We start from the raw sequence: 26,769 nt of genomic DNA, 5'->3' as shown, positions 1-26,769 counted from the left end.
CGCCTGGTCGATCGGGCCGGTGTTCGAATTCGAGATCGACCCGCTGAACAGTGTCTGGTGCGCCGACCAGCTGTTCACGTTGGTGGGGTCGGTCGAGGTGCGGTACGAGAACGCCGGCCCACCCCACTGGTAGGCCAGCACCCACACGTCACGCGGGGCGAAGTAGAACAACGACGGCGCGACCGCCGAGAACGGCATCTGGTTCTGGCTGGCCGAACCCATCTGGTTCCAGTTCGAGAACAAGCCGAAGTTCATCGAACCCCACGACGTGCCCGTGTCGTGCGTGGTCGCGTACACCAGGTGCTGACCGTTGTACGGCGCATGCGTGAAGTCCTTCAACGACACCCACCCCGACCGCGGCTGCGCCAGCGCACCCGTCGACGACCACCGGTACGACGACGGCAGGTCACACGTACCCGACGGCGGCGGCGTGGTCGGCGGCGTAGTGGTCGGTGGCGTGGTCGGCGGCGTCGTGGGTGGAGTGGTCGGTGGGGTGGTGGGGGCGACGCCTCCGGTGCAGGTCACGCCGTTGAGGGCGAAGTTGGTGGGTGCGGGGTTGCTGCTGTTCGAGGAACCGTTGAAGCCGAACGAGGCGGTGCCGTTGGTGGAGATGCTGCCGTTGTAGCTGACGTTCCTGGCGGTGACGGCGGCGCCGTTCTGGGTCAGGGTGGTGTTCCATGACTGGGTGACGGTCTGCCCGGCACCGAACGACCACGTCAACGTCCAACTGGTCAGCGGGTCACCGAGGTTGGTGATGGTGACGTTGGCGCCGAAGCCGCCTGGCCACTGCGAGGACACCGCGTAGTTCACCGAACAGCCCGCCGCCGCCGCACTTGCCGGCATCGCCACGACGAGCGCCGTCGACGCCAGCAACGCCGCACCGAGTGACGCCATAGCTGCATTGACCGATCTAGATCTTGACATAAGCCACCCTCCGGGACGGGTCGACAGACACACATTGGCGTCTGTCCGTGTTAGGTGAACGTTAACAGCTGCGTCGCGTATATTACGGGAGCGCTCCCATACCCTCAAGCATCGATCGTTGGTCATCGATTATCTGATCGTCTCTGAGCTGCCAAGAACCGGCCACCCGACCACCAGACGCGTACGCAGGCAGGCAGCCCAAGCCGACCGATCAGGCAGGTGAACGTTCTCAGCCAATGACGGCGGACGACGTCACGACGACCTCGCCCAGACCATCAATGCTGAAAAGCACGTCAGCGACGAGACGTGGAGGGAGAAGACTCAGGGGCAGAGCCGCGCTGGTTCTCGGCCGGCGCAGTTCTCCTGGCGTCGGCCGCAGATCAGGTCAGCTCCGAAGCAGCCCACGATCGGCCAGGTAGGCACGCAGTGTCTCCGCGTCCTCGGCGGACATCAGGTGACGCGGGATCACGGTCGCCGGCATCCGCCCCACGTACACGATCCAGAACTCCGGGGTGGCCCGCACCTTTGTCACCCCGTCCCAAGCGATGCCGCCGGACTCCGAGCCGCTGCGCATCATGATGTTGTCCTCGGTGATGTCGTAGCCGCCCTCGACGGCATAGCCGCTGGAGCGACGCCGGGCCCGCCACCGCAGCCACGGCCAGTACAGCATCGCCAGCAGACCACCCAGGACCAGCGTCATCCACACCGACAGAGTCTGCTCGCCCCAGCCGAGCCCCCGTGAGACGACGAAACCGATCACACCGACCGCTGCCAGCACCGCCCCGATGAGACCGTACCTCCGTACCTGAGCACCGCTGAGGGCAGCTGCCACCCGGCCCGGGTAGGCGGGATCGGCGGGAACGTCGAAACGGATCTGCACGCCAGCACGATAGTGCCTCCGCGGGCGCGGCACCGCTTCACTGGTAGTTGAGGGTCTCCCGAACGGTGAGCCGGGCCGCTCGGTGTGCCGCGACCAGCGATGCGGCTGCCGCTGCGACCAGCGAGAGCAGCAGCCAGCCGACGAGTCCGCCCGGTGAGAGTCGCAGCGGCAACGGCAACCCGAAGGAGATCCGGCCGAGCAGTTCGCCCACCAGGACGGACAGCGGAACTCCGAGGATGATCGCCACGAGCGAGCCGAGCAGACCAGTGATGGTGCCTTCGAGGAGGACCATACGGCGGATGACGGCGGGACGGGCACCAATGGCCTGCATGACGCCGTATTCCCGGGTGCGTTGGGTGACGGTGATGCTCATCGTGGCGGCCAACCCGAGGATGCCGACGGCCGCCATCAGCGCGGCGAGTGCGAGCAGGGTGCCGATAAAGATGGCCACGTGCTCGTCGATCGCCGTGCGCAGGTCCTCGGTGAGCATCGACTCGCCGACCGTCAGCCCCGCGCTGACGAGCGCCCCTTCCACCGCGCCGCTGACCGCCGCGGTATCTCCGGCGGTGACGATGTGCAGCATGTTGGCGGTCCCCGGTTCGACGAACCGGGTGACGCTCTGCGGGCTCGTGTACGCGGTGGCGGGTCCGCCGGCCTCCGCGACGGTGCCGACGAGCCGCCACCGCCCGACCACTCCGTCGACGGCCAGGTGCACCTCGTCGCCGACACGCGGATCGCCGAGCCGCGATACGGCGCTCTGGTTCAGCACGACGCCGTCGGTGTCTGCTGCCTGTAGCCAGCGGCCGGCGGTGACCTCGAAGTCGACCATGCGGGTGGGCACGGGCAACGCGGCGAGCAGGAACCGGCCGTGTCCGTCGTCGGGGTAGGTGCGCTCCACCTCGATCTGCCCGTCCGCGCTAGCCGGCGTGGCCGGCAGTGACACGAACGGTTCGACCGCGATCACGCCGTCGACGGCGCTCGCGGCGCTGGTGATGGTGTCGACCGGCGCCGGCGTGGCGAGCCGCAGTTGCGCGTCGTAGGCACGGCGGGCCATGCCGTCGTCGACCCAGCTCCGCCAGGCGGCAGAGCTGTTGAGCCCGCTGGTGAACATCGCCCCGCCGGCGGCCAGCAGTCCCAGGGTCAACGCCAGCCGGCCCCGGTGGCGCAGCAGATTGCGCAGGGCGAGGGCGCTGAGCCGGCCACCGCGCAGCCGGATCAGCCACCGGTCGCTGCGCCGTGCGCCCACCCTCGTCCCGGCACCATACTCGTCGAGTGCGGACCGGACGGTGATCCGGGCCGCCCGGACCAGCGGTACGAGCGCGACCGCCAGCGGGATCGCGAGCCCGGCGGCGAGATAAGCCGCCGGCACCCACCACGGCGTCGCCAGGTTGGCGAGCTCGACGTTGAGCATCTCGGCGACCAGCCCGGTCAGCCCGTACCCGGCCAGCAGTGCCGGGCCGACGGCCAGCACGGTGGCGGTCGCGGCGATCGCGGCAACCGCCCCCAGGTAGCCCCGCAGCAGCTGGCCGGTGGTGGCGCCGACGGTTTTCATGATGCCGATCTGACGGGTCTGTGCCGCCAGCATCGCGCCCAGTGTCGCCGCCACCAGGACTCCGGCGAGAACCAGGGCCGCGACGGCGAAGGCCAGGAACATGCCGGTGATCGTCTCGGACTGGCTGTGGTGCGGATGCTGGTACGGAGGTGCCTGGATCAGATGCACCTCGCGGCCCTGGGCAGTCAACCATGCCGCGACAGCGGTCGCGGTCGCCGCCACAGTGGCCTCGTCCCGTTCGGTCGTGACGATGCGCAGCTCGTCGGCCGACGCGGTGAAGCCGAGGCGAGCCAGCCCGGCCGGGGTCAGGTAGCCGTAGCCGGTGCTCTCCTGCCCGGCCGGGGCCAATGCGGCGTCGTAGACGGTGCCGGAGATCCGCACCTGCGTCGTCGCGCCGGAGGGGCCGGCGACCGCCAGGCTGTCGCCGGTTGCCGCGTCCAGGACAGGTTTCGCGGTACGTTCGATGAGCAGTTCACCGTCGGCGGGTGGCCAGGCACCGGACTCCATCCGCAGTTTCGCCACCCGCATCGGATCGTCCGGCGCGACGACGAACAGCAACATGCGACGCCACTGATCACCGACCCGGACCCGAGTGAGGACGGTCTGACGAGCCGCGGCGTCCGTGACACCGGATCGGGTGCGAACCTCGGCGAGCAGGGCGGCATCGACGCCGCCTTCGACCTCCAGGGTCGCGCTCGCCGGGTTGGTGCCGGCATAGACCGCCTCGGCCTCCCGGACGATCACGGTACGGGCGATGAGCAGCGCACCGACACCGGACATCGCCACCGCGATCGCGAGGATCATGACCGCTACCCGGCCCCGGGCGGCCGAGAGGTCCCGCCACATCTTGACCGTCCGTGGCCGCATCACGCTGAGACCGCCACGTCCTCCGCCACCCGCCCGTCAACCAGCGTGACCAGGCGGTCGGCGTAGCCGGAGAGGTCGCGCTCGTGGGTGACCATCACGACGGCCTTGCCGGCCCGGGCCAGATCCCGGAACAGTCCGAGCACGGCCGCGGCGGTGGCGCTGTCGAGATTGCCGGTCGGTTCGTCGGCCAGGATGACAGGCGGGTCGTTGGCCAGCGCCCGCGCGATCGCGGCCCGCTGCTGCTGCCCGCCGGACAACCCGGCCGGCACCTTGTCGGCGTGGTCGGCGATGCCGACGCGGCCCAGCAACTCCAGCGCGAGCGGCCGGCGGCGGCGCGCCGGAACCGTGCCGCAGAAGTCCATCGGCAGCATCACGTTCTCCGCGACGGTCAGCGTCGGCAGCAACTGAAAGAACTGGAACACCAACCCGACCGCGCGCCCCCGCCAAGCCGCCAACCGGGCCTCGGGTACCTCGTGCACCGCGATCCCGGCGACCCTGATCTCCCCGGCGGTCGGCCGGTCGATCCCGGCGAGCAGGTTCAGCAGTGTCGTCTTGCCGCTGCCCGATCGACCTACCACCGCGGTGAACTCGCCGGCGTTCACCGAGATGTCCACCCCGCTCAGCGCGGGAAACTCGCCACCGGGCACCGGATACGTCTTCACCACGTCGCGCACGTGGATCACTCGTTCGTCCACCGGCCGATCGCTGGTCGAGCCGTTCGTCCCGTGACGGGTCAAGATCACGCCCACCCTTGTCAGGCCGAAAGTCAGCGTCCGCCACTCTGCCGGACGCTCCGGTGCGGTACCGGTTCGTGACAGAAATGTGAAAGATTTCCCCGGCCCCGAATGGCCTGCAGCCCGATGCAGCCCGACGGGCCCGCCGCTAGGCTGCTCGGTCGTGCTGAGAACGCGGCTCGACACCGCCCGGATCCGGGCTGCTCGCCGGATCATCGACCCGGTCTTCCTCGACACTCCGCTGTACCGATGTGAGCCGCTGGAGCCCGACCTCGGATGTGCCGTGAGCGTCAAGCTCGAAACCGCGAACCCGGTCCGCAGCTTCAAGGCCCGTGGCACCGAACTGGTCACGAGCCGGCTCGCCGACGAGGAACAACACGCGGTGGTGTGCGCCAGCGCGGGAAACCTCGGCCAGGCCCTCGCCTGGTCCGGTCGCAGGCAAGGGCTCGACGTCACCGTCGTGGCCACCCGCCATGCGACCGTCGCCAAACTCGATCGCATCCGGGCCCTGGGCGCCACGCTGGAGTTGGTCGACGGCGACCACGAGCTGGCCCGCGAGCGGGCGGCAGCCATCGCCCAGCAGCGCGGCATCCGGCTCCTCGAAGACAGCCTGGACATCGAGACCTGCGAAGGCGCGGGCACCATCGGCCTGGAACTGGTGGACACCGCGCCGCCCTTCGACGCGGTGCTGCTCGCCCTCGGCGGCGGCGCGCTGGCCACGGGTGTCGGACACGTCCTGAAGGAACAGGCACCCCAGGTCGAGGTGCTCTGCGTCCAGCCGCTGGGCGCACCGGCGATGACCCGCTCCTGGCGCCAGCGGGAGGTCGTCACCACCGAATCGACCAACACCATCGCCGACGGCGTCGCCGGCCGGTGCCCCATCCCGGCTGTCCTGGACGACCTGCTCCTGGTCGCCGACGACGCCATCCTCGTCCAGGAAACCTCGATCATCACCGCCATGCGGCTGCTCCTCGACCAGGCCGGCCTCGTCGCCGAACCGTCAGCCGCGCTCGGCGTCGCCGCCATCCTCGAAGATCCTGACCGCTTCGCCGGCCGACACGTCGCCACCATCGTCTGCGGCAGCAACGTCGACGTCGACGCCTATCACCGCTGGGTCCGCCCAACCCGTCGCGGGGGAAATGAAGCCGACGTGGGCCGCCGCCGGCAGATCCGCTGAGCGCCCTGCGAGGGCCCAGGCCGCACCAATCCAGGTGGTGTCGCGCATTCCGAGAATCCGACGACGCCGGCTGCCTATGGTGAAGACGCGACGGAAAAACACCTGTCAGCCGCCGAGAACGACGGACAGCAAGCACCATGACGCGGTTCCTGGAAGGGTCGCCTCCGTCACCCAGGACATCACCGTCCATCCCATGCCCCCGGGAGCTGTCCAGTCCGCCGCCCCCGGCCCCGGCCGCCCCTGAGCTTGCCGCCCCCCGCACCACCCTCAGCCGACCACCAGGACTTCTCCCACCACCGAGGTCTGTGTTCTGATGTCGCCACCCTCAACGGAAGGAGACGCGACATGGCCGTCGACCCGACCGGTCGGGATTTGAAGGAGTTCCTCGCCACCGACCCCGAGGCGCCTGTGGTGATGCTCAACCTGCTGCGCTTCGCCGACGGTGGACGGGAGTCGTACGAGCGGTACGCCGCCGCGCTGCGCGAGACCCTCCTGCCCCGCCACGGCGGAGAGGTGCTCTATGCCGGTGACGGTGGACCGGCCCTGGTCGCGGAGGAGGGCCAGGCGTGGGACGCGGTGCTGCTGGTGCGGTACCCGAGCCGGACGGCTTTCAGCCAGATGGTCGCCGACCCGGAGTACCAGCAGGTCACACGGTGGCGAACCGTCGCCCTGCAACAGGCGGTCCTGCAACCGACCACGCCGTGGCGCAGCAGCTGACCAGCGGGCAGGCCGGCGGTCGACACCCGCCGATCGGCCGCCGCCCTACCTCGTGAGCGATGACCGACAGTCGGACCGCCGCCGCCCGCCACCCCGACGGCGGCACCCGCTCCGCTGCTCAGGTGCGAGCGGACGCGCGGCCGAAGGCGCGCATCGCCAGCGCACCGACGAACGGGCCCGGGACGAGCAGCAGGAACGCCCAACGCCAGCCGACCGCGTCGGCCAGCACGGGAACGAGTTGGATGGTGACGACGGTCAGGGCGAACCCGATGGCCGTCTGCGCGGTGAGCGCGGTGCCGACGTACCGCTTGTCGGCGACCTCGCTCAGGGCGGTCGAGAAGACGCCGGAGTCCGCGATCACCGCGGCACCCCACACCACGGCCAGCAGCACGACGGCACCGGGCGGCGCGGTGAAGAACAGTGGCGAGGCCAGGCAGCAGGCGCCGCTGACCACCAGTGCGGTGAAGGCAGCCCGGGGTCGCCCGAATCGGTCCGCGGCCCACCCGCCGGCCAGGCATCCGGCGACTCCGGCGAGGCCGATGGACAGGAACGCGAGCAGGCTGACGTTCCCGTCGTCGTCACCGGTCCGGGCGGCCGTGCCAGCGATCAGGAAGCTGGGCAGCCAGGTCCACAGCGCGTACAGCTCCCACATGTGTCCGAAGTAGCCCAGGTTCACCAGCCGGGGGCCACGCTGCGCGAACATCGCCAGGGCGTACCGAGGGTACGGACGCGGTGGCGTGCCCAGGGCGAACTGCGGACCCTCCCGCACCAGGATCACGGCCACCACCGCGCCGAGCAGCGCGCAGCCGGCCGCGGTGCCCATCACACCACGCCACGGCAGGTTGCCCAGCCCCCCGATCAGGTGCGGCAGCGCCGAGCCGAGGGTCAGCGCGCCGATCAGGACGCCGAAGGCGAGCCCCCGGCGGGCCGGCGGTGCCCAGGACCCGGTCAGCTTCATGCCGGCCGGGTACACCCCGGCCAGGAAGACACCAGTGAGGAAACGCAACGGGACGGCCCCGGCCAGCCCGTCGACGGTGAGGGCGAAGACGCCGGTGCAGGCGGCGGCCAGCGCGGCGCAGCCGGCCATCAGCAGGTGCGGCCTGATCCGGTCGGCCAGGTTCAGCACGGTGGACGTGACGGCACCGGCGACGAAGCCGAGTTGGACGGACGCGGTCAGCCACACGGATGCGGCGGCGCTGATCTGCCACGACTCGCGTAGCGCCGGTACCACGGCGGAGGCCGAGAACCACACCGCCAGGCTGAGGACCTGGACGACAGCGATCAACGCCCGCTGCACCCCGGGTCGTGACATCATCCGCTCCTCGATTGCCACCGTAGATCATCTTGGTGCGCAGCGGGTCGAGCGATGCGTCACTGCTCGTTCGCAGCCGTCGCGGATGCCGGTTGCCCCTGCCCCTGCCCCTGCCCCTGCCCAACTTTGCGTAGCTGTCCGGGTCTGCGCTACCTGCCGTGATGCCACCCACAACCGCTCAGACATCCTAGGATCCTGGTGTCGTCGCCGTCGCCTAGCCGGCTGGTCCTCGACCGGTCGTCCCTGGGGCCGCACCTCGTCTCTGGAGCTGCACCGCCGACCGGCGTGACAGTCGACCTGCCCGTGGCCGCGATCAGTCGGCGGCGCGGCCGACCGAGGCGAACGGCACTATTCGATGAAGCGCTATGTCACCGAGACATAAATATGTCTGAGTGACATACCGCTCAGGGTGATGACTCCGCGTCGGTCGAGTGACTCAGACGCTCCGGCGGTGAGATATGCCGCGTACGGCTGACGGCGCCGGTCGGTCGGCGAGCCGGGATTGCGCAACCGCAGACCACCGGGGGCATCGCTGCCCAGGGATATGGGAGTGGCCGAAAACGAGCAGGTCGCAGTCGGGGAGCGAGCCGCGCGCTGCGCCGCTCCAGGTCGTCGAGCAAGGCGGCGCTGAGCCAATCGCCGGCATGGACGACAAGGTACGCAGCGTCGACGGCGGCCCACAGTCCGGGCGGGAGGTTCCGGGCACGTTTCGGCAGGTGGGTGCCGGCCATGATGGCTAACCGCACCCGGTCAGCGTAGCTGCGCCCCGAGCCCGCGATCCGGGTCAGCCACCGCCGGGTTGCACTCCGCCCCGGACCGAGACTGTCTACCGGGGTACGCCACGCCAAGTCTTGCGGACCGAGCCCACCCGGGGTGTCGCCGAGAACCAACTCCTCCGCGCCGCCCCAGATGGACTTACGCGGGAAGAGCTTCCATGCGACCAGGGTAGGCAACAGGGCTTCCGGATGGCATCGCGGAGAACTTCGGGCACCGCGACAGGCGACCATGCGGCAGCGAAGCCTTGCTCCTCACGCGGCGTGATGCCCGATAGTCGGTGCCATGGCGGAGCACCTGACCGTGGGACGGGTGGCGGAGCTGGCCGGCGTCAGCGTCCGCACCCTGCACCACTACGACGAGATCGGCCTGCTCGAACCGTCCACCCGAACCGCGGCCGGACACCGGGCCTACTCCCCCGACGATGTGGAGCGGCTCCGGGAGGTGCTCGCCTACCGGCGGCTCGGCTTCGGGCTGCGCGAGATCGCGGATCTGGTCGACGATCCGACCACGGACGCGGTCGCGCATCTGTGCCGGCTGCGGGGCCTGCTGATGGATCAGCGTGATCGCGCTGACGCCATGGTGACGGCCATCGACCGGGAGCTGGAGGCACGGGCGAGGGGAATCAGGACGACACCGGAGGAGCAGTTGAGAGTGTTCGGGGCGCAGTTGTACGACGCCATCGGAGCCGACTATCCCGCGACCCGACGCACCGAGCCACGGGTCGCCGAGCGCATCTGGGATGCGTTGGGTGACGCCCGGACGGTGCTGAACGTCGGAGCCGGCACCGGCTCGTACGAGCCACCCGACCGCGACGTCACGGCGGTGGAGCCGTCGGCGGTCATGCGGGCGCTGCGGCCCTCGGGCGCGGCGCCGTGCGTGGCCGCCGCTGCGCAGAGTCTGCCGTTCGAGGACCAGTCGTTCGATGCGGCGATGGCGGTCAGCACGGTGCACCACTGGCCGGATCCGGTCGCCGGCCTGCGCGAGATGCGACGGGTGGCCCGCCGCGTGGCGGTGTTCACGTACGACGCCGACGACACCGGCTGGCGTCAACGATTCTGGCTCACCCGCGATTATCTGCCGGAGTTCGCGGACCTCCTCGTCGGATGGCCGTCGCTGGCCGATCTGGCCGGCGCGATCGGCGGACGCGCCGAGCCGGTGCTCGTGCCGTGGGACTGCGTCGACGGGTTCTTCGAGGCGTACTGGCGTCGACCTGAGGCGTACCTGGACGAACACGTACGCCGCGCGGTCTCGGTGTGGGCCCGGGTCGGACCGCAGGCCGAGCAGCGGGCCGTCAGCAGACTCCGCGAGGACCTGGCCTCGGGCCGGTGGGCCGAGCGCAACCGCGACCTCGTCGCCCTCGACGCGGCGGAGCTGGGTCTCCGCCTGCTCGTGGCATGAGCCGCCCGGTTCAGATAGTGCTGGGTCGCCGCACCGAAGGCCAGCGGGAAACTGAAGTCGTATGGTGCGGGGTCGTCGATGCGCTGCCGAAGGATGCCGGCCAGTTGCTCGCGTCGGGGCAGGTAGTCGACCTCGGCGCGGGTCGCGGTCTGCTGGATCACGGTGTTGTACGTGCTGAGCTTCCGGTTGAGTTCGGAGTCCAGGTCCTCGCCGAGCGGTGGCAGGGACAGCAACGCGATCCGGGCGGTGGTACCGGACTCGACCCGGTCGATGATCGCAGTGGGGTTGTCCCGGTCCTGATCCAGCGGTACGCCGTCGCGCACGTCGTTGCCGCCGATCATGATCATGATCACGGCCGGATACCACGCGATGATGTCGGTGTCGACCCGCTGGCGTGGGTCGGCGCTGGTGTCGCCGTTGACAGCGGCGTTGACGAACTCGTATCCACGGTGTTCGGGCCGTTCACGAAGCGCACCCAAGGGCTGCCGCCGTCTTCGCCAACTACCTCCAGGCCGAGCAGGCCAACGACCGCATCCGCTCCGACGCGAACCCGAACGCTGTCGCGTCCGTCCTGGTCGGCGCAGGCTTCCACGCGTCGTTCCTGCGCTACCACTCCGAAGGATCAACCGCCACCGCCGCCCCGCGCACCACCGCCGAGGCCTTGACCCGGGCCGTTGTCCGTCCACTCCTGCCGTTGTCCGCGTCCCGAGGGGAGTGACCACCCGCCACGGAGGGTCGGTGGAGAAGCTCGCGCGGTGCCGGTCGCGTCACGGTGTGAGGCGGAGCCGGAACTGTCAGAATTGGACTCAAGGAGCCGGAGGCACTGGTCGAGGGGAAGACATGAGCGACTGGAACGACAAGGTGATCGCCGAGTTTCGCGCCAACGGCGGGCAGGTGGGCGGTCATATCGCTGGCGAGCCGCTGCTGCTGTTGCACACGGTCGGCGCCAAGAGCGGCCAGCCCCGCGTACACCCGATGATGTATCAGAAGGTGGACGGCGGCTATGCGGTGTTCGCGTCCAAAGCCGGCGCGCCCACCAGCCCCGACTGGTACCACAACCTGCTCGCCCATCCGCGCACTCAAGCGGAGATCGGGACGGACACGGTCGAGTTGGTCGCCCGAGTCGCCACCGGGGACGAGCGGGAACGGATCTGGAGCGCGCAGAAGGCCGCGTACCCAATCTTCGCCGACTACGAGCGGAGGACCACCCGCCAGATCCCCGTCGTCGTACTCGAACCCGCGCCGTAGCGAGCAACGATCGGAGAGGTCGACACGTCCCGGTCACGATGCCGAGGTCAGAGGCCGGCCAGCTTCTCGAAGAGTTCGTTCGTCGTGTCGTAGTACCTCGTCGTCCGGCCGAGGCGCGTCATGCCGAGCCGCCGGCAGACGGACTGGGAGGCATGGTTGTCCGGCTTCGTGACCGCGACGACCCTCGTCAAACCTCGTTCGAACGCGTCGTCCAGGACCGCCGCCGCTGCTTCGGTGGCGTAGCCGTGCCCCCAGACGTCCGGATGCAGGTGCCAGCCGAATCCCTCGGGTGCACCGGGCATCGCCGTATCGTCCCCGCCGGCCGCACCGCACACGACCGAATTACGCTGCCGGTCCGGGTCGGGCCGGGCAGGTCCGGGTCGGGCAGGTCGGTCGCAGCAGGCGAACGGCGGCGTACGGTCATGGCGACCGGTGCGTCGGCTCCCAGAGCAGGAGCTGGCGGTGATGGCTGAAGCCGTTGCGCAGGTAGAAGTCGACCGCGCGGCGGCCGGAGTGGACGGTCACGTGCAGCAGCCGCCGGGCGCGGGCCTCGGCCAGGATCGCGGCCATCAGTGCGCCGCCGACGCCGCGGTTGCGGTACTCCGCACGGACCTCGACCGACTGGATGTCGCCGTACCAGCGCTCAAGCGATCCGTTAGCCGGCACCCGTTGCGCGACATGGAGCCAGGCGGCACCCACCACCAGTCCGTCGATCTCGGCGACGAACGGCAGGTGCGTCTGCGCGTGGGCGGCTACCCAGTCGGCGTACGCCCGGAGCGTGTTCCCGTCGATGCCACGTAGTTCCGCGAGCGCCGCCACGTCCGCCACGTCTGCCCTGCGCACGATCACCCGACGAGTCTAAGGGCGATGCTGCCTCTGCTGAGTGACGGTCTGGGTGCTACGTCCATGCCTTCCTACCCACCCACCTTCGCCAACCAGGTCGTCGCACAGCCGGCCAAGGCCCAGCAGGCGCACCGCGAGGCCTGCGCGGCGTCACGCCAGGCGACGTCGTCCCTGGATCTGAAGGCCGGCTGAGCCGGACGGACACGGTTTCCGCCGCTCGGCCGGGGGTCAGGGCAGCTCGATCGGGAGGGTGATGCCGACCAGGCTGTGCGGACAGGGACAGTCCCGCTCGACCGGGAGCGCGGCGACCGCGTCGAGCAGCAGCCCCCGCAACCGCTCGGTGTTCTCCCCGAAGACCCGGAACACCTCCTGCTGGGTCACCCCGTGACCGCTCTCCACACCGGCGTCCAGATCGGTCACCAGGGCGATGGAGCTGTAGCAGATAGCCAACTCCCGAGCGAGAATCGCCTCCGGGTGGCCGGTCATGTTGATGACCGCGCCGCCGACCGTCGCGTACCACCGGGATTCGGCCCGGGTGGAGAAGCGCGGCCCCTCCACCACCACCATGGTCCCGCCGTCGTGGGCGGGCACCGAGCGGCCGTTGGCAGCCGCGAGCAGGGTACGCCGACCGACCGGGCAGTACGGGTCGGCGAAGGAGACGTGCACCGCGCCCTGCTCGTAGTACGTCTGCACCCGGCCGCTGGTCCGGTCCACGAGTTGATCGGGCACCACGAACGTACCCGGCCCGAGTTCCGACCGCAGGCCACCGACGGCGCACGGCGCGAGTATCTGGCGTACCCCGAGCGACCGCAGCGCCCACAGGTTGGCCCGGTAGGGGATCCGGTGCGCAGGGTGCCGGTGGTCGCGGCCGTGCCGGGGAAGGAACGCCACCGTACGGCCGCCGACGTCGGCGATCGTCACCGCGTCGGACGGGGCACCGTACGGCGTCTCGACGACGTGTTCGGTGGCGCCGTCGAGCAGCGCGTAGAGACCCGAGCCGCCGATGACGGCGAGTTCCGCGGATGGGGACACGTTCACCTCCAATGTCTACCGGCCGGGTCGCGGCCTACCAGGTGGTCAGGAGCAGATGGTTGATCGCGAGAGCCACCGCTGCCTGGGCGCCGAGCCAGGTACGGCGACCGGTGGCGGGAATCAGGGCGGCACCGGCCATGAGCCACCCGGTGAAGGGCAGCCAGATGCGTTCGACCTCGGCCTTGCTGTAGCCGGACAGGTCCGCGGCGACGATCGCCGCCGCCGCGGCAACGGGCAGCAGCCAGGCGGCGTACCGGGGGTTGTCATGGTGCGGCCGGAGCAGGTCGATCGGCCACCGTGACGAGACCGCCCCCCATCCGGCGACCGCCGCGCGGCGGAGGATGACGGCAGCCGCCGGGCCGGCGGCGACGGTGAGGATCGCCAGGTTGGCCCAGACCCAGTAGCCGTACGCGCGCCGGCTGGCGATGCCCTGGTAGTAGCGCTCGATGACCAGGTGGTAGCCGGTCAACCAGTCGAAGCCGGCAGCCGTGAACGAGCCCACCACGAGTGCCGCACCGCCGAGCGCCCACCAGGCGGTGGACCGGTGCCGGTGACCCAGGATCACCACGGCCACCGCGATCGGGGCCATCAGCACCAGCCCGTAGGAGAGGTAGCAGCCGAAACCGAGCAGCGTGCCGCCGCCGAGCGCGCCGAGCGCGCTGCCCCGGGTGACGCCGTACGCCAGCAGGACGGTGCCCGTGGCGGTGACCCCGGCGAACAGGCCGTCGGCGGAGACGCCGGACCAGACCGCTCCCGGGAACAACGCCGCGAACGGCAGCACCGCCCGCGCCGCGTCGTCGGTGCCGAGCAGCCGCACGGTGTGCGGCACGGCGACGGCGGTGAGCGCCGCCGTGCCGATGCAGACCGCCCCCGCCCATCCGCCACCGGCCAACCCGATCCGGTCCAGCCAGACGAACACCAGCAGCGCTCCGGGCGGGTGACCGGAGACGTGGGTGGTCCAGGAGTCCGGTTGGAAGTCGAGGATCCGGGAGGTGAAGGCGCCCAGCATGGCGGGGATGTCGGTGACGCCGGGCACCTCGTGCAGATACTCGTGGTGGGTGGTCAGCCGGTCGGCGACGCCGCGTTGCCAGCCGTCGATCAGCGCCAGTGACAGCGTCCAGGCCACCGCGGTGGCGTAGGACAGGACGAGCAGCCGCCGCCACGGCAGCCGGGCCGCCAGGGCGGCTCCGCGCCAGCAGACCAGGACCGCCAACCCCACCGCCAGCGGGGTGCCGGGGCCGACGTGCGGCCGCCACTGCGCGAACAGCGGCGCCGCGCTGGCGTGCACCGGACGTCCCAGCAGGTGGAGCAGACCGCCGACACCGGCGGCGGCGGCGAACAACCCGACGGCGACCCCGACGGCGATCAGGTCGGCGCGTGCGGTGGTGCGCCGCAGTCGGGCCAGGAGCGTCGTGCTCATCCGCGCAGTGGTGCGTGGGCGAACTGCCGGACTCCGTCGGCCAGGCGGACCGCCGCGCGGAATCCGAGTTCGGCCTGGGCACGGGCCGGTGAGGCGACCACGTGGCGCACGTCGCCGAGCCGGAACTCGCCGGTGACCACCGGCGTGGGACCGCCGGCGGCCCGGGCGAGTTCGGCGGCCATCTCCCCGATGCTGGCGGGGTGGCCGGAGGCGACGTTGTAGGCCCGCCAGCCGGTGCGGCTCCCGGTTGCCGTCACCGCGGCGAGGTTGGCCGCCGCCACGTCGTCCACGTGGACGAAGTCGCGTCGCTGGCGACCGTCCTCGAACACGCGCGGGGCCCGTCCCGCCGCCAACGCGGACCGGAAGATCGCCGCGACGCCGCTGTACGGCGTGTCGCGCGGCATGCCGGGCCCGTAGACGTTGTGGTACCGCAACGCCACCACGGTGCCACCGGTCTGCCGGCACCAGGCCGCCGTGAGGTGTTCCTGGGCGACCTTGGTGGCGGCGTACACGCTGCGCGGGTCCAGTGGCGCGTCCTCGTCGACGAGTCCCGGCTCCAGAGCGGTGCCGCAGTCGGAGCAGGCGGGCTCGAATCGCCGGGCGGCCAGGTCGGTGGCAGCGCGTGGAGCGGGGCGTACCGCACCGTGCCGGACGCAGGTGTAGGCGCCCTCGCCGTAGACGACCATCGAGCTGGCCAGCACGAGCCGGTGGATACCCGCGCGGGCCATCTCGGCCAGGAGCACGGCGGTGCCGAGATCGTTGCAGCCGACGTACTCGGGCAGGTCGTCGAGGTCCACGCCGAGCCCGACCATGGCCGCCTGGTGCACGACCACGTCGACGCCGGTCAGGGCGGCGGCGACGGCGGCCCGGTCACGCAGGTCGACCCGACGCAGCGGGGCGCCGGCCACGGTCTCCGGCAGTGGCGCCCGGTGCGCGCCCGGATGGCCGGCGTCCACGACGGACACCTGATGACCGGCCCGGTGCAGCGCGGTGACGACATGGGTCCCGATGAAGCCGGCTCCGCCGGTGACGAGTACGTGGGTCACGCGCCGACGCTAGAACCAGCCGGGCGCCGGCGGCGGCCGTGACGGGCAGCCGTCAGCGTCTCGTAAGACTTCATCATCGGCTGGTAATACCTGCCCCGCTCGATGCTGATTAGCGTCCGCGACATGACCGATGTGGTACTTCCCTGCCGGAACGAGGCACCGGCACTGCCCGGCCTGCTGGCCCGGATGCCGGCCGGCTACCGGCCGATCGTGGTGGACAACGGCTCGACCGACGGCTCGGCCCAGGTGGCTCGCGCCCACGGCGCGGAGGTGATCAGCGTCGCCGAGCCCGGCTACGGTGCCGCCGTACACGCCGGTGTCGAGGCGGCCGACCCCGCCGACGGGGTGGTGTGCGTGATGGACGCTGACGGCTCCTTCGACCCGACGCAACTGCCCCGGCTGGCCGCCCGCGTACGCACCGGTCAGGCGCAGCTGGCGACCGGCCGGCGCCGCCCGGTCGGCCGGGGCGTGTGGCCGCTGCACGCCCGCGCCGCCAACGCCGTCCTCGCCCATCGGCTGCGTCGCACCACCGGCCTGGACGTGCACGACATCGGCCCGATGCGGGCGGTACGCCGCGACGACCTGCTGGCGCTGGGGCTGCGCGACCGGCGGTTCGGCTACCCGTTGGAGTTGCTGATCTCGGCGGACCGGGCCGGTTGGCGGGTGGTCGAAATCGACGTCGACTACCACCGGAGGGCGGCCGGCACCCGCTCGAAGGTGACCGGCACCGTGCTCGGCACCGCCCGTGCCATCCGCGACATGAGCGCGGTGTTGGCCCGGTGAGCGCCACCCAGATCCTGGTGCTGGCCAAGGCACCGACACCCGGACGCGTCAAGACGCGGCTCTGCCCACCCTGCACCCCCGAGCAGGCGGCCCGGGTCGCCGCCGCAGCGCTGGCCGACACCCTCGACACCGTCACCACGGCGGCGGCCGGTTCCCGCGTTCTCGTCCTCGACGGCGCCCACCCCGCGCCGCCGGGTTGGGCGACGCTCCCCCAGCGCGGCGACTCACTCGGCGACCGCCTCGCCAACGCGTTCGCGGACGCCCGCGTACCCGGCACACCCGCCGTGCTGATCGGCATGGACACCCCACAACTCATCGTCGATCACCTCGATGCGGCCGGAGAGCTGCTGGCCGCAGCGGGCGGCCCGGACGCGGTGCTCGGCCCGGCCACCGACGGCGGCTGGTGGACACTGGGACTGCGCGATCCCGGCCACGCCACCGTGCTGCGTACCATCGCGACCTCCACGGCGACCACCGGCCGATCCACCTTGGCCGCGTTGCGTCGGCGTGGCCTGCGGGTACGCCTGCTGCCCTGGCTGTCCGACGTGGACACGGCGGCCGACGCCCGGGCCGTGGCCAGCTTGTGCCCGCCCGGCAGCCGGTTCGCCCGCGCCGTCGCCACCGAGGTGCCGCAGCCGGCACCGGTCGCCCGGTGAACGCCGTCGCGGTCTTCGACACCGCGATCGACCGGGCCGCCGCCGGCATCCCGGCCGCCTTCACCGCCCGACACGCCAGCGGCGGTGTCCACCGATTCGACCCGGCCGCCTGGTGCCGGGACGCGATCGCCGGAGATGATGCGCTGATCGGGTGCTGCACCGGCCACACCCTCGACGTCGGCTGCGGCCCCGGCCGGCTCACCAGCGCCCTCGTGCACGCCGGCCGGCCGGCCCTCGGCATCGATGTCAGCGCCAGCGCGGTTCGGCTGGCCCGCCGTCGTGGCGCGCCCGCCCTGCACCGCGACGTCTTCGGTCCGGTGCCCGGCGCCGGCCGCTGGCGGCACCTGCTGCTGGCCGACGGCAACATCGGCATCGGCGGTGACCCGTACCGGCTGCTTCGCCGTTGCCGTCAACTGCTGGCTGCCGACGGGCGCCTCCACGTGGAGCTGGCACCGCCCGGCACGCCGGCCTGGTCCGGGACCGCGACCGTGCAGACCCCGGACGGTGCCGACCGCGTGCTGCCCTGGGCCTGCGTACCCGTCGACGAGCTTCCCGAGCTTGCCGACGCCACCGCGATGCGGGTGCTGCACACCTGGACGGAGGCGGGTCGGTGGTTCGCCACCCTGGCCCCCCGGTGACCGGCCGCGCGGCTGTGCTGCGGCGCCTCGCCCGGTGGTGCCTGGCGCCGTTGCCGGCACCACCGGTGGCGCTGCGGCGCGGACCGCTGCGCCCCGGGGTGTTCCGGTCCCGGCTGCGGTCGACCCGGCTGACCAGTCAGCTCGGCGTCGCCCTCGGCGTGGCGTTCGGCATCTGCTTCGCCACCGGTCTGCTCAGCCACCTGATCCAGCACCCGCCGGGTTGGTTCTGGTGGCCGGCCCGCCCGGTCGGGCTCTACCGCTTCACGCAGGGTCTGCACGTGGCGACCGGGCTCGCCTCGATTCCGCTGCTCGGCGTCAAGCTGTGGTCGGTGTACCCGCGCCTGTTCAGCTGGCCGCCGGCCCGCTCGATCGCCCACGCGGCCGAACGCGTGGGCACCGGCCTGCTTGTCGCATCGGCACTGTTCCTGCTGGTCAGTGGGGTGCTCAACATCTCCCGCTGGTACGCCCCGATGCCGTTCTTCTTCACCGCCGGGCACTACTGGGTGGCCTGGCTGGCGGTCGGCGGGCTCCTGGTGCACATCGGCGTACACCTGCCCGCGGTTCGCGCCGCGCTCGCCCGCCCGCCGGTCGGCGAGCCACGGCAGGACGGGCTGAACCGGCGTGCCCTGCTCGGCGGCGTCGCCGCCGTGTCCGGGCTGATCACCCTGACCACCGTCGGGCAGACGCTCCGGCCGTTGACCGGTCTCGCGGTGCTCGCCCCACGCCACCCCGACGTGGGACCGCAGGGCCTTCCGGTGAACCGGACCGCGGCCGGCGCCGGAGTGCGGGGCGCCGCCCTCGACCCGGGGTACCGGCTGTGGGTTATCGGACCGGTACGCAGCGTCAGCCTGGACCTCGCCGCCCTTCACCGACTTCCGCAGTACACCGCGGAGCTGCCGATCGCCTGCGTGGAGGGCTGGAGTGCCACCGGAACGTGGACCGGCGTGCGGTTGGGCGACCTGGTCGCGCTCGTCGGTGCCGATCCTCGACGCTCGTCGGCCTGGGTCGAGTCGTTGCAGGTCGGCGGACGATACCGGGCCTGCACCGTGCCACCGGAACACGTCGGAGATCCACTGACCCTGGTCGCGCTGCGGCTGGGCGGCGAGCCCCTGCACCTCGACCACGGCTACCCGGCGCGGCTGATCGCACCGAACCGACCCGGCGTGCTGCAGACCAAGTGGCTCAGCCGGATCACCGTGGTGGGGCCACGATGAGGATCCGGACCGTGCTGGTGGTCGGTGGTTGCCTGCTCATGGCGTACGCCGTCGTCGGCGCCCTCACCGACAGCGACGTGGCGCCGGGCGGGGTGCTGCTCTTCCTGGCCGCGGTGCTGGTGGGCCACGACGTCGCCTGGATGGCGGCGGTGCTGGCCGTCGGTGTCGCGCTGACCCGCGTCCCGTCGCGGTACCGGCCGACGATCCGGACGGCCGTGCTCACCGCCGCCGCGGTCACCGTGGTGGGACTCCCCCTCGCCCTGGGGTTCGGACGCGCGGCCGACAACGCCTCGGTGCTGCCGCTGCCCTACGGCCGCAACCTGGCCGCCGTCCTGCTCGTCGTCGCCGCCACGACGCTGCTGGTGTGCGTGGTCCGGCGGCGGCAGGCCGTAAGGAATCCGAAAGGCCCTCCGAGCGGCGTACGGTGACCCCCGGTCGCTAGCGTGATGGGGATGGGACACCGGGTGTTAGTGGTCGACGACGACCCGACGGTCAGTGATGTTGTCCGCCGTTACCTGGAACAGGCCGGCTGCGAGGTGCAACTGGCCGCCGACGGCGCCGACGGCCTCGCCGCGATCGCCGCCCAACGACCCGACCTCGTCGTCCTCGACCTGATGATGCCCGGCATCGACGGCCTGGAGGTCTGCCGCCGGATCCGGCGGCAGCTACCCGACCTGCCGGTGGTCATGCTCACCGCGCTCGGCGAGGAGGCCGACCGGGTGCTCGGGCTCGAGGTCGGCGCCGACGACTACGTCACCAAGCCCTTCTCCCCCCGTGAACTGGTGCTGCGGATTCGCTCCGTGCTGCGCCGCACCGCCGCGCACCCCACTGCGCCCACCGTCTCGGCGAAGCTGACCGACGCGACGCTGACCGTGGACGCCGCCCGCCGCGTCGCCACCCTGGACGGTGCACCGCTGTCGTTGACCGCCCGGGAAATCGATCTGTTGATCTTCTTCATGCGCCATCCCGGGCGGGCGTGGTCGCGCACCGACCTGCTGGACAAGGTCTGGGGGTGGCAGTTCGGCGACCAGTCGACGGTCACCGTCCACGTCCGTCGGCTGCGCGAGAAGATCGAGCACGACCCGGCCGAGCCGCAGCGGATCCGCACCGTCTGGGGTGTCGGATACCGTTACGACCCACTCGATGAGGAAACCGGCAAGTGAGCGACACGCTGCTCATCGGGCTCTACGCCCTCGCCGCCGGCAGCGTCGTCGGCCTGGCCGGCGCCGCAGCGCTCCGACTGCTGCGCGGCCGATCGATTCTCGTGCACATCCTGGTGCTGCTCACGGTCACCGTCCTCGCCGTGGTCGCCGGAGTCGCCACGGTCGCGCAGGCGATGTTCCTGTCCGCGCACGACCTGTGGGTCGTACTCGTCACGGTCAGTGCCTCCGCGGTGATCAGTCTCGCCGTCGGCGCCGTCTTCGGCAGCCGGCTGGCCGCCGCGGCGGTCTGGGCCCGCGCTGCCCGGGAACGCGAACGGCGGCTGGAGGCCGGCCGCCGTGAACTCGTCGCCTGGGTGTCGCATGACCTGCGTACCCCGCTGGCCGGGCTGCGGGCCATGGCCGAAGCCCTTGAGGACGGCATCATCCACGACCCGGCCGTCGTCGACGACTACCACCGGCGGATCCGGGTGGAGACCGACCGGATGGCACAGCTCGTCGACGACCTGTTCGAGCTGTCCCGGATCAACGCCGGCGCGCTGCGGCTCATGCCCACCACCGTGCCGTTGCGTGACGTGGTGTCCGACGCGATCGCGGGCGTCGCGCCGCTGGCCGCCCGCCGCCGGATCCACCTGGTGGCCGCGGACAGCGGTTGGCCCAACGTCCGGGCCGGCGAACGCGAACTCGCCCGCATCGTCAGCAACCTGCTGATCAACTCCGTCCGTTACACGCCGGAGGACGGCAGCGTGCACATCGCCGCCGGCCACGAGACCGACAACGTGTGGCTGGCCGTCTCCGACACCTGCGGCGGCATCCCCGGCGAGGACCTGGACCGGGTCTTCGACGTCGCGTTCCGGGGTGAACGCGCCCGCACACCGGCCGCCGCCGACTCCGGCGGTGGCGGCGGACTCGGCCTGGCCATCGTGCGCGGCCTCGTGGAGGCGCACGGCGGCCGGGTGAACGTCCGCAACACCGACCGCGGTTGCCGGTTCGAGGTGCGCCTGCCCGCCACCTGAGGCGAGCCCGCGCCACGGTCCGACCGCCCGCCGATCGACGGACCCACCTACCACCGGGCCGGCTGCGGGATCCCGAACAGCGGCACCAGCCGGTCGACGTCGAGGTACGTGACGATATCGGTGATCAGGCCGTCGGCCACATCGAGCAGCACGAGCGCGAACGGCCGGTGGTCCCCGGCCGGGTCCGGGCGCGTCTGCCAGAACGCCGGTGATTCGTTCGCCTGCACCGGCCACAGCCGGGCGCCCGCGCAGGACGCCTGCGGGTCCAGCAACGCCAGATGGATATCGTCTCGGCCGCGCAGCCACCACGCGAAGGGCGGCATCGACATCGTGGCGTCCTTGTGCAGCAGCGACACCAGCGTGGCGACGTCATGGCGTTCGAACGCGGTGCAGTAGCGGTCGAGCAGATCCCGGTGGGCCGGGTCGGCGGGTCGCCACGGATCGCCGGGTTTGGGTCCGTTCTCCCGCAGCGTCGCCCGGGCCCGTTGCAGCGAGCTGTTCACCGCGGCCATGGTGGTCTCCAGCAGCTGTGCCACCTCCCCTACCGGCCAGCACAACACGTCGCGCAGGATCAGTACGGCGCGTTGCCGGGGCGGCAGGTGTTGGAGCACCGCGACGAACGCCAGCCGGATGGTCTCGCGCTGGACGGCCAGTTCCTCCGGGCTGTCGGTCGCCGGTAGGGCACGGCCGTCCGGAATCGGCTGGATCCACCGCTGATCCGCCACCGGCGGGCCTAGGGCGGCGCCGGCCTGGGCAGCGGGGCCCAGGTCGATGGCCAGAACCCGGCGCTGCGCGCTGCGGAGCATGTCGAGGCAGACGTTCGTGGCGATGCGGTACAGCCAGGTGCGCAGCGATGCTCGTCGCTCGTCGTAACGGTCGTAGGACCGCCACGCCCGCACCAGCGTCTCCTGCACCGCGTCCTCGGCCTCGAAACCGGAGCCGAGCATGCGGTAGCAGTAGCCGGTGAGTTCCGTGCGGAACCGCTCCAGCTCGGCACCCTCGTCGGTCGACGTCTCGAACATCCTCCCGACCCTACGCATCGGGAACGACAAGGACCGACCGATGAGATTCCCGCGCTCCGTCCGTATGTCATGCAGCACGTCCCTTTGCAGACGGACCGCGACGATGAAGGGCTGACAGTGACTGAAGAAGACATCCGAGCGGCGGTGACCGCAGAACGGAGCGAGCAGGTGGAGCTGCTCGCCACCCTTCGACCAGACCAGTGGGACGCGCCGACCCTGTGCGCCGGCTGGCGGGTACGCGAGGTCGTCGCCCACACGACGATGCCGTTCCGCACCTCACTCGGCCGGACGCTCGTGGAGCTGGTGAAGGCAGGCGGCCGTGTCAACCGGATGGCCGATCGGTGCGCACGGCGTGACGCGACCCGCATGACCAGCGCAGAACTCCTGGCGACGCTCCGCGACAACGTCGCCCATCCCTGGAAACCGCCGGGCGGTGGTGCGCTCGGAGCCCTGTCCCACGACGTCATCCACGGGCTCGACATCACCGTCAGCCTCGGGTTGGACCGGCGGATTCCGCCGGACCGGATGGCTATGGTCCTCGCTGGGCTGGCACCCAGGAACATCGCGTTCTTCGGCACCGACCTGACCGGGGTGGCGCTGCGGGCAACCGACCTAGACTGGTGCCACGGCAGCGGAACGCCGGTGCGCGGGCTGGCCCAGGATCTCCTGCTCGTGATCTGCGGACGCCGCCTCCCACCAGGCCATCTGGAAGGCGAGGCCGCCAACCGGTTCACCCGATGACCAGCCGGGCTGGGCCGAGCGTGGGTAGCTCGGCCCGGCCCGACCGGGTCACCGACTCCGCGCCGGTCGGGGTACCTCCGCCGCACCTGACCCCGACACCTGCCGCCAGGTCTCGGCGAGCAGGGCGTACGTGTAGCCGTCCACCCAGCCCAGCTCGGCGTGCCAGGAGTCACCGACACCGTGCTGCTCACGACGCATGCCGATCCTCTCGAGGATCCGCACGGAGGCGAGGTTGTCCGCGAAGCAGCCGGCGGTGATCCTTCGCACGCCCAGCCGCTCGAACGCGTACGCCACCATCGTGGTGACCGCCTCGGTCGCGTAACCCTGACCGCCGTACGCCGGGTCGAAAACGTAGCCGAGCTGGGCTTCGGTCCGCGCCGGCATGCCGGGTTGCCCCATGCCGTCGATCACGTCGAGCGAGACGGTCCCGATCACCACCCCGCCGAGCACCACCGCCCTGCTGTGGTCGTCAGGATCCTCCGCCGCGCGCTGCCACGCCGCCCGGAAGGACGCCGGGTCGACCTCGGTGCGCACGAGCCAGCGGGTGACCTCCGGCAGGTTGCGGTACTCCAGGATGCGATCGATGTCCTCGTCCCGTACGGAACGAAGCTCAAGACGCTCGGTGCGGAGGTTCGGGCTGCCCACGAGGTGGCACGCTAGCGTCGCACACCGCCGCGACGCCTTCGAATTATCGGGTCGCCGGTCGGCCGCCCGACAACCGCCGTAGATCACGGCTTGCGACGTAGTTCGCGCAGCACGCCGTGTCGGCGCAGGGCCCAGGCAAGACGCCGTACGCTCGAGTGCCGCACGAACAGCAGCGCCGCCCGCCGGATCAGTCCGAGCCGGTCGTGGCTGACCTGGTTGTCGACCGCCTGCCAGATCAGCTCGCGCACCCGGGCGCTGTCCAGCACCGCCCGCACCTCGCGTCGTACCGCAGGATCCTCGGCCGCCGAGGCGATGGCCGCAGCCTGACCCGGCCGGTCCAGCAGCGGCTCCACCGCGGCGACGAGCGGCCGGCGTACCTCGTCCCGCTCCAGCAGCAGCAACACCGCCTCACGCACCTCAACCGCCTCCAGACCGGACCGCAGCAGCAGCAACGCACTGCGCTCCACCTCGCGGTCAGGTTCTGGAACGGACAGCGTGGCCAGCAGCACCGACACCTCGTCGAGATCGATGAGGTGTCGCAACCCGCCGCGAAACTCCGGCAGATCCCACGCAACCTGCAGACCCTTCGCGAGATTGCGATTCATGCGCCCTCCGCTACCCGGATGCGACGGTCGGCGAAACCTACGGTCTGTCCGGTCCGGTGAGGTCGAGTGGTCAGTCGGTGCCGTCGGCCAGCAGGCGTTCCGGTAGCCCAAGCCGCGGGAACTGGTCGTCGTGGAACGTGATGATCTCGCTGATCGCCCCGCCGGTGACCCGTAGCACGTCGATCGTCAGCGGCAGGTACGTGCCCTCGCGCTCCCGCCAGTGGTAGAAGGCGACTGCGGGCTGCCGGTTCACCCGGGTCTCGACGGCACGCAGGCCCGTCATGCCCACGAAGCCGCTGTTGACCCAGTCGGTCACCACCGCCTCGCGGCCGACGTGCAGGCCCGGGGTGGGCGGCATCGAGCAGCGGACGTCGTCGCGCAGCAGCGCGGCGAGCCGGTCGATGTCCGTGGCCACGCTGGCGTCGGTGTAGCGGCGCACCAGCTCCCGTGTCCCGGCGTCCTCCTCTCCGCCGGTCCAGTCCTGCCGCTCGGCGGGCAGATGCTCCCGCATGCCCGCGCGGGCCCGCTGCAACGCGCTGTTCACGGAGTTGACCGAGTCGCCGAGCAGATCCGCGACGTCCTTCGCCGACCAACCGAGGACGTCCCGCAGGATCAGCACCGCCCGTGGGCGCGGCGCCAGGTGCTGGACCGCGACCAGGTACGCCAACTCGATCGTCTCCCGCGCGACGGCGACGACCTCCGGCTCGTCCGCGACGCCCGCGGCCAACTCGTCGAGCAGCCGGTCCGGGTAGGGCTGCAACCACCGCGCCTCCCCGCCGGTCGCCGGCTCCGGGCGGCACTTGGCCAGCAGGTCCAGGCAGGCGTTGGTGGCGATCCGATACAACCAGGCCCGGAACGACGAGCGCCCCGCGAAGGTCTCCCGCCGCCGCCAGGCACGCAGGAACGTCTCCTGGACGGTGTCCTCGGCATCCTCGAACGACCCGAGCATCCGGTAACAATGCACGTGCAGCTCGCGCCGGTGCCGCTGCGCCAGCCCCGTGAACGCCGACTCGTCGATCTCATCCAGCTCCTTCGGCCGCGTGTCCGCACCCATCACGTCATCCTTCCGTCTCGCGGTGTTCCGTCGTAGGTATGACGGATGCGGGCGCGACAACTCATCACCAGGGTCGGTCGGCGCCGCCGAGGCGGGTCAGCTTCCCAGCGTGCGTACCGCTGTCGAGGACAACCTGGTCAGCTCGGGTTGCGCAGGCAGAAACACCGTGGGGACACCGAGCGACTGGTTCATCGCGGCGAGTCGGTGCTCGGCCTGAAGGTCGCTGGTGTTCCGCACGCCGCGCACGATCACCGCCACGTCATGACTACGGCAGTATTCGGAGGTCAACCCGCTCCAGGCGACCACGGTGACGGAGGTCCACTCGACCGGCAGGGCAGCCCGGACGGCGGCGGCTCGCTCCTCCTCGCCGACGTCTGGACGCTTGTCGCTGTTGACGGCGACCAGCACGACCACTTCGTCGAAGAGGTCACGTGCACGCCGCACCACGTTCACATGCCCGCCGGTGAAGGGATGGAAGCTGCCGGGGTAGACGGCGCGTACGCGACCGGCGGCGGGTGCTGTCGTCCCGGGCCCGGCCGATGGCGCGGGTGTCACGACCGCGGCCGAGGGAACCGGAGGCGCGATCCTGGGTCGGTGCTCATGATCCGACTGTAGGCTGCCGGATCCGCCGGCCCCAGGGGTGGGACGGGCTTGACGCGCCAACCCCGGTGACGCATGGTCGATTGACCGTCTCGAATGCCTTTGCTACGGGGAGAACTGATGAAGGCCCTCGTCACCACCACACTCGCTGCGGCCCTGCTGCTTCTGACCCCCGGCAGCGCGCCCGCCGACCAGCCGGCAGCCGACCCAACCTGCACCGGCCAGATCCATCCCAACCCCGGGTTCGAGCGGGGCACCGATGGCTGGGAGGCCGGCCCACGCATCGTCGTGCTCGGCGACACGACCCGGCCCGCGCGCACCGGCCGGGCGTACGCCACCTTCGCCGGGTTGGACGTGACCCGCACCGACCTGCTGCGCACCACCGTCACGGTCCCGGCCAACTGCGACCTGACGGTCCGCTTCTGGGTCCGGACCACCACCACCGAAACCCGCCGTGGCGATTACCTGAACGTCGGGCTGGCAGTCACCGGCATCCCCCCGAAGACCCGGTTCTCCCTGGCCTTCGACGGAGGAGCAGAGTGGCGGCAGTACACCATGTCGTCCGGGACCGCGGCGACCGAACGCACCGCGACGGTCAGCTTCCTCGGCAGCGAGACGGCCGGCAACGGCGTCACGACCTTCGACGTCGACAACGTCGCCTTCAGGTTGAGCTGACGCGTCCACCCCGACCCGCACCACCGCTCTCGG

At 71.4% G+C, this 26,769-nt stretch carries 28 protein-coding genes and 3 pseudogenes; 14 read left to right on the top strand and 17 right to left on the bottom strand.

Annotated features, from left to right (window positions below; all coding sequences use genetic code 11):
• From AC2CHE_RS06465 to AC2CHE_RS06450, 4 genes are all read right to left on the bottom strand, one after another.
• A partial coding sequence (locus tag AC2CHE_RS06465) for a non-reducing end alpha-L-arabinofuranosidase family hydrolase (RefSeq protein ID WP_484503973.1) occupies positions 1 to 924 on the bottom strand: 924 nt, incomplete at its 3' end.
• A 385-nt stretch (positions 925 to 1,309) separates the two neighbouring features.
• The gene (locus tag AC2CHE_RS06460) at positions 1,310 to 1,804 is read right to left on the bottom strand and encodes a YcxB family protein (RefSeq protein ID WP_484503972.1); all 495 of its coding nucleotides are present in this window, start codon (positions 1,802 to 1,804) and stop codon (positions 1,310 to 1,312) included.
• Between the two features lie 37 nt (positions 1,805 to 1,841).
• Positions 1,842 to 4,160: an ABC transporter permease gene (locus tag AC2CHE_RS06455; protein WP_484503971.1), complete on the bottom strand. Its 2,319-nt coding sequence runs from the start codon at positions 4,158 to 4,160 to the stop codon at positions 1,842 to 1,844.
• A 62-nt stretch (positions 4,161 to 4,222) separates the two neighbouring features.
• Positions 4,223 to 4,966, bottom strand: coding sequence for an ABC transporter ATP-binding protein (locus tag AC2CHE_RS06450; protein ID WP_484503969.1), 744 nt, complete (start codon positions 4,964 to 4,966; stop codon positions 4,223 to 4,225).
• A 154-nt stretch (positions 4,967 to 5,120) separates the two neighbouring features.
• Here AC2CHE_RS06450 and AC2CHE_RS06445 point away from each other — a divergent pair, with 154 nt between their 5' ends.
• Together AC2CHE_RS06445 and AC2CHE_RS06440 are read left to right on the top strand one after the other, a co-directional pair.
• Positions 5,121 to 6,134 carry a threonine ammonia-lyase gene (locus tag AC2CHE_RS06445; RefSeq protein WP_484503968.1) on the top strand — a complete coding sequence of 338 codons (1,014 nt, stop codon included), beginning with the start codon at positions 5,121 to 5,123 and terminating at the stop codon, positions 6,132 to 6,134.
• A gap of 345 nt (positions 6,135 to 6,479) precedes the next feature.
• Positions 6,480 to 6,851 carry a DUF1330 domain-containing protein gene (locus AC2CHE_RS06440; protein ID WP_484503967.1) on the top strand — a complete coding sequence of 124 codons (372 nt, stop codon included), beginning with the start codon at positions 6,480 to 6,482 and terminating at the stop codon, positions 6,849 to 6,851.
• A 118-nt stretch (positions 6,852 to 6,969) separates the two neighbouring features.
• Here AC2CHE_RS06440 and AC2CHE_RS06435 read toward each other — a convergent pair whose 3' ends face one another.
• Positions 6,970 to 8,184 carry an MFS transporter gene (locus tag AC2CHE_RS06435; protein WP_484503966.1) on the bottom strand — a complete coding sequence of 405 codons (1,215 nt, stop codon included), beginning with the start codon at positions 8,182 to 8,184 and terminating at the stop codon, positions 6,970 to 6,972.
• 342 nt (positions 8,185 to 8,526) lie between these two features.
• A pseudogene (locus tag AC2CHE_RS06430) lies at positions 8,527 to 8,909 on the bottom strand (hypothetical protein).
• Positions 8,910 to 9,222: 313 nt separating this feature from the next.
• Here AC2CHE_RS06430 and AC2CHE_RS06425 point away from each other — a divergent pair.
• Positions 9,223 to 10,338 (top strand): MerR family transcriptional regulator, encoded by a 1,116-nt coding sequence (locus tag AC2CHE_RS06425; protein WP_484503965.1) that lies wholly within the window; start codon positions 9,223 to 9,225, stop codon positions 10,336 to 10,338.
• Positions 10,339 to 10,427: 89 nt separating this feature from the next.
• On the opposite strand, the pseudogene AC2CHE_RS06420 reads toward AC2CHE_RS06425, so the two are convergent.
• Positions 10,428 to 11,024: pseudogene (locus AC2CHE_RS06420) on the bottom strand (SGNH/GDSL hydrolase family protein); the annotation flags it as partial.
• 154 nt (positions 11,025 to 11,178) lie between these two features.
• Between AC2CHE_RS06420 and AC2CHE_RS06415 the strand changes: the two are divergent.
• Complete coding sequence (locus tag AC2CHE_RS06415) at positions 11,179 to 11,586, top strand: nitroreductase family deazaflavin-dependent oxidoreductase (RefSeq protein ID WP_484503964.1); 408 nt, start codon at positions 11,179 to 11,181, stop codon at positions 11,584 to 11,586.
• A 47-nt stretch (positions 11,587 to 11,633) separates the two neighbouring features.
• Here the strand turns inward: AC2CHE_RS06415 and AC2CHE_RS06410 are convergent.
• Both AC2CHE_RS06410 and AC2CHE_RS06405 read right to left on the bottom strand, forming a co-directional pair.
• A pseudogene (locus AC2CHE_RS06410) lies at positions 11,634 to 11,882 on the bottom strand (GNAT family N-acetyltransferase); the annotation flags it as partial.
• 124 nt (positions 11,883 to 12,006) lie between these two features.
• The gene (locus AC2CHE_RS06405; RefSeq protein ID WP_484503963.1) at positions 12,007 to 12,435 is read right to left on the bottom strand and encodes a GNAT family N-acetyltransferase; all 429 of its coding nucleotides are present in this window, start codon (positions 12,433 to 12,435) and stop codon (positions 12,007 to 12,009) included.
• A gap of 57 nt (positions 12,436 to 12,492) precedes the next feature.
• On the opposite strand from AC2CHE_RS06405, the gene AC2CHE_RS06400 reads away from it, so the two are divergent.
• Positions 12,493 to 12,621 (top strand): hypothetical protein, encoded by a 129-nt coding sequence (locus AC2CHE_RS06400; RefSeq protein ID WP_484503962.1) that lies wholly within the window; start codon positions 12,493 to 12,495, stop codon positions 12,619 to 12,621.
• Positions 12,622 to 12,657: 36 nt separating this feature from the next.
• On the opposite strand, the gene AC2CHE_RS06395 is transcribed toward AC2CHE_RS06400, so the two are convergent.
• From AC2CHE_RS06395 to AC2CHE_RS06385, 3 genes are read right to left on the bottom strand one after another with little or no spacing between them, the layout of a single operon-like run.
• On the bottom strand, positions 12,658 to 13,461 hold the full coding sequence (locus tag AC2CHE_RS06395) for an S-methyl-5'-thioadenosine phosphorylase (RefSeq protein ID WP_484503977.1): 804 nt from the start codon (positions 13,459 to 13,461) through the stop codon (positions 12,658 to 12,660).
• A 34-nt stretch (positions 13,462 to 13,495) separates the two neighbouring features.
• Positions 13,496 to 14,881, bottom strand: coding sequence for a hypothetical protein (locus AC2CHE_RS06390; RefSeq protein ID WP_484503961.1), 1,386 nt, complete (start codon positions 14,879 to 14,881; stop codon positions 13,496 to 13,498).
• Positions 14,878 to 15,927, bottom strand: coding sequence for an NAD-dependent epimerase/dehydratase family protein (locus AC2CHE_RS06385; protein WP_484503960.1), 1,050 nt, complete (start codon positions 15,925 to 15,927; stop codon positions 14,878 to 14,880). The genes AC2CHE_RS06390 and AC2CHE_RS06385 overlap by 4 nt, the downstream gene beginning before the upstream one ends.
• A gap of 123 nt (positions 15,928 to 16,050) precedes the next feature.
• Here AC2CHE_RS06385 and AC2CHE_RS06380 point away from each other — a divergent pair, with 123 nt between their 5' ends.
• The 7 genes from AC2CHE_RS06380 to AC2CHE_RS06350 are packed head-to-tail and all read left to right on the top strand — an operon-like array spanning position 16,051 to position 21,394.
• Positions 16,051 to 16,710, top strand: coding sequence for a glycosyltransferase family 2 protein (locus tag AC2CHE_RS06380; RefSeq protein WP_484503959.1), 660 nt, complete (start codon positions 16,051 to 16,053; stop codon positions 16,708 to 16,710).
• Positions 16,707 to 17,366 carry a TIGR04282 family arsenosugar biosynthesis glycosyltransferase gene (locus tag AC2CHE_RS06375; RefSeq protein ID WP_484503958.1) on the top strand — a complete coding sequence of 220 codons (660 nt, stop codon included), beginning with the start codon at positions 16,707 to 16,709 and terminating at the stop codon, positions 17,364 to 17,366. Before AC2CHE_RS06380 ends, AC2CHE_RS06375 begins: the two co-directional genes overlap by 4 nt.
• The gene (locus AC2CHE_RS06370) at positions 17,363 to 18,004 is read left to right on the top strand and encodes a methyltransferase domain-containing protein (RefSeq protein WP_484503957.1); all 642 of its coding nucleotides are present in this window, start codon (positions 17,363 to 17,365) and stop codon (positions 18,002 to 18,004) included. Before AC2CHE_RS06375 ends, AC2CHE_RS06370 begins: the two co-directional genes overlap by 4 nt.
• The gene (locus AC2CHE_RS06365; protein ID WP_484503956.1) at positions 18,001 to 19,218 is read left to right on the top strand and encodes a molybdopterin-dependent oxidoreductase; all 1,218 of its coding nucleotides are present in this window, start codon (positions 18,001 to 18,003) and stop codon (positions 19,216 to 19,218) included. The genes AC2CHE_RS06370 and AC2CHE_RS06365 overlap by 4 nt, the downstream gene beginning before the upstream one ends.
• Positions 19,215 to 19,646 carry a hypothetical protein gene (locus AC2CHE_RS06360; RefSeq protein ID WP_484503955.1) on the top strand — a complete coding sequence of 144 codons (432 nt, stop codon included), beginning with the start codon at positions 19,215 to 19,217 and terminating at the stop codon, positions 19,644 to 19,646. Before AC2CHE_RS06365 ends, AC2CHE_RS06360 begins: the two co-directional genes overlap by 4 nt.
• A gap of 24 nt (positions 19,647 to 19,670) precedes the next feature.
• The gene (locus tag AC2CHE_RS06355; RefSeq protein ID WP_484503954.1) at positions 19,671 to 20,381 is read left to right on the top strand and encodes a response regulator transcription factor; all 711 of its coding nucleotides are present in this window, start codon (positions 19,671 to 19,673) and stop codon (positions 20,379 to 20,381) included.
• Positions 20,378 to 21,394 (top strand): sensor histidine kinase, encoded by a 1,017-nt coding sequence (locus AC2CHE_RS06350; protein WP_484503953.1) that lies wholly within the window; start codon positions 20,378 to 20,380, stop codon positions 21,392 to 21,394. Before AC2CHE_RS06355 ends, AC2CHE_RS06350 begins: the two co-directional genes overlap by 4 nt.
• 47 nt (positions 21,395 to 21,441) lie before the next feature.
• On the opposite strand, the gene AC2CHE_RS06345 is transcribed toward AC2CHE_RS06350, so the two are convergent.
• Entirely contained in the window at positions 21,442 to 22,416 is a 975-nt protein-coding gene (locus AC2CHE_RS06345; protein ID WP_484503952.1) for a sigma-70 family RNA polymerase sigma factor, read from the bottom strand.
• Between the two features lie 144 nt (positions 22,417 to 22,560).
• Here AC2CHE_RS06345 and AC2CHE_RS06340 point away from each other — a divergent pair, with 144 nt between their 5' ends.
• The gene (locus tag AC2CHE_RS06340; protein ID WP_307870836.1) at positions 22,561 to 23,157 is read left to right on the top strand and encodes a maleylpyruvate isomerase family mycothiol-dependent enzyme; all 597 of its coding nucleotides are present in this window, start codon (positions 22,561 to 22,563) and stop codon (positions 23,155 to 23,157) included.
• Positions 23,158 to 23,205: 48 nt separating this feature from the next.
• Here the strand turns inward: AC2CHE_RS06340 and AC2CHE_RS06335 are convergent, their stop codons facing one another.
• The 4 genes from AC2CHE_RS06335 to coaD all read right to left on the bottom strand — a co-directional run bounded on the left by AC2CHE_RS06335 (position 23,206) and on the right by coaD (position 26,016).
• Entirely contained in the window at positions 23,206 to 23,802 is a 597-nt protein-coding gene (locus AC2CHE_RS06335) for a GNAT family N-acetyltransferase (RefSeq protein WP_484503951.1), read from the bottom strand.
• An 83-nt stretch (positions 23,803 to 23,885) separates the two neighbouring features.
• Positions 23,886 to 24,407, bottom strand: a complete 522-nt coding sequence (locus tag AC2CHE_RS06330; RefSeq protein WP_484503950.1) for a hypothetical protein — start codon at positions 24,405 to 24,407, stop codon at positions 23,886 to 23,888.
• Positions 24,408 to 24,477: 70 nt separating this feature from the next.
• Complete coding sequence (locus AC2CHE_RS06325; RefSeq protein ID WP_484503949.1) at positions 24,478 to 25,461, bottom strand: RNA polymerase subunit sigma-70; 984 nt, start codon at positions 25,459 to 25,461, stop codon at positions 24,478 to 24,480.
• 96 nt (positions 25,462 to 25,557) lie between these two features.
• Positions 25,558 to 26,016, bottom strand: a complete 459-nt coding sequence (gene coaD, locus AC2CHE_RS06320) for a pantetheine-phosphate adenylyltransferase (RefSeq protein ID WP_484503948.1) — start codon at positions 26,014 to 26,016, stop codon at positions 25,558 to 25,560.
• 165 nt (positions 26,017 to 26,181) lie between these two features.
• Between coaD and AC2CHE_RS06315 the strand changes: the two genes are divergently transcribed.
• Entirely contained in the window at positions 26,182 to 26,736 is a 555-nt protein-coding gene (locus AC2CHE_RS06315) for a hypothetical protein (RefSeq protein WP_210934775.1), read from the top strand.
• Positions 26,737 to 26,769 lie beyond the last annotated feature (33 nt).

This window comes from Micromonospora sp. ATLC16 (genome assembly GCF_057196645.1).
Note: the sequence above shows the minus strand (reverse complement) of the source record. Positions and strands in the feature narration are given on the sequence as shown.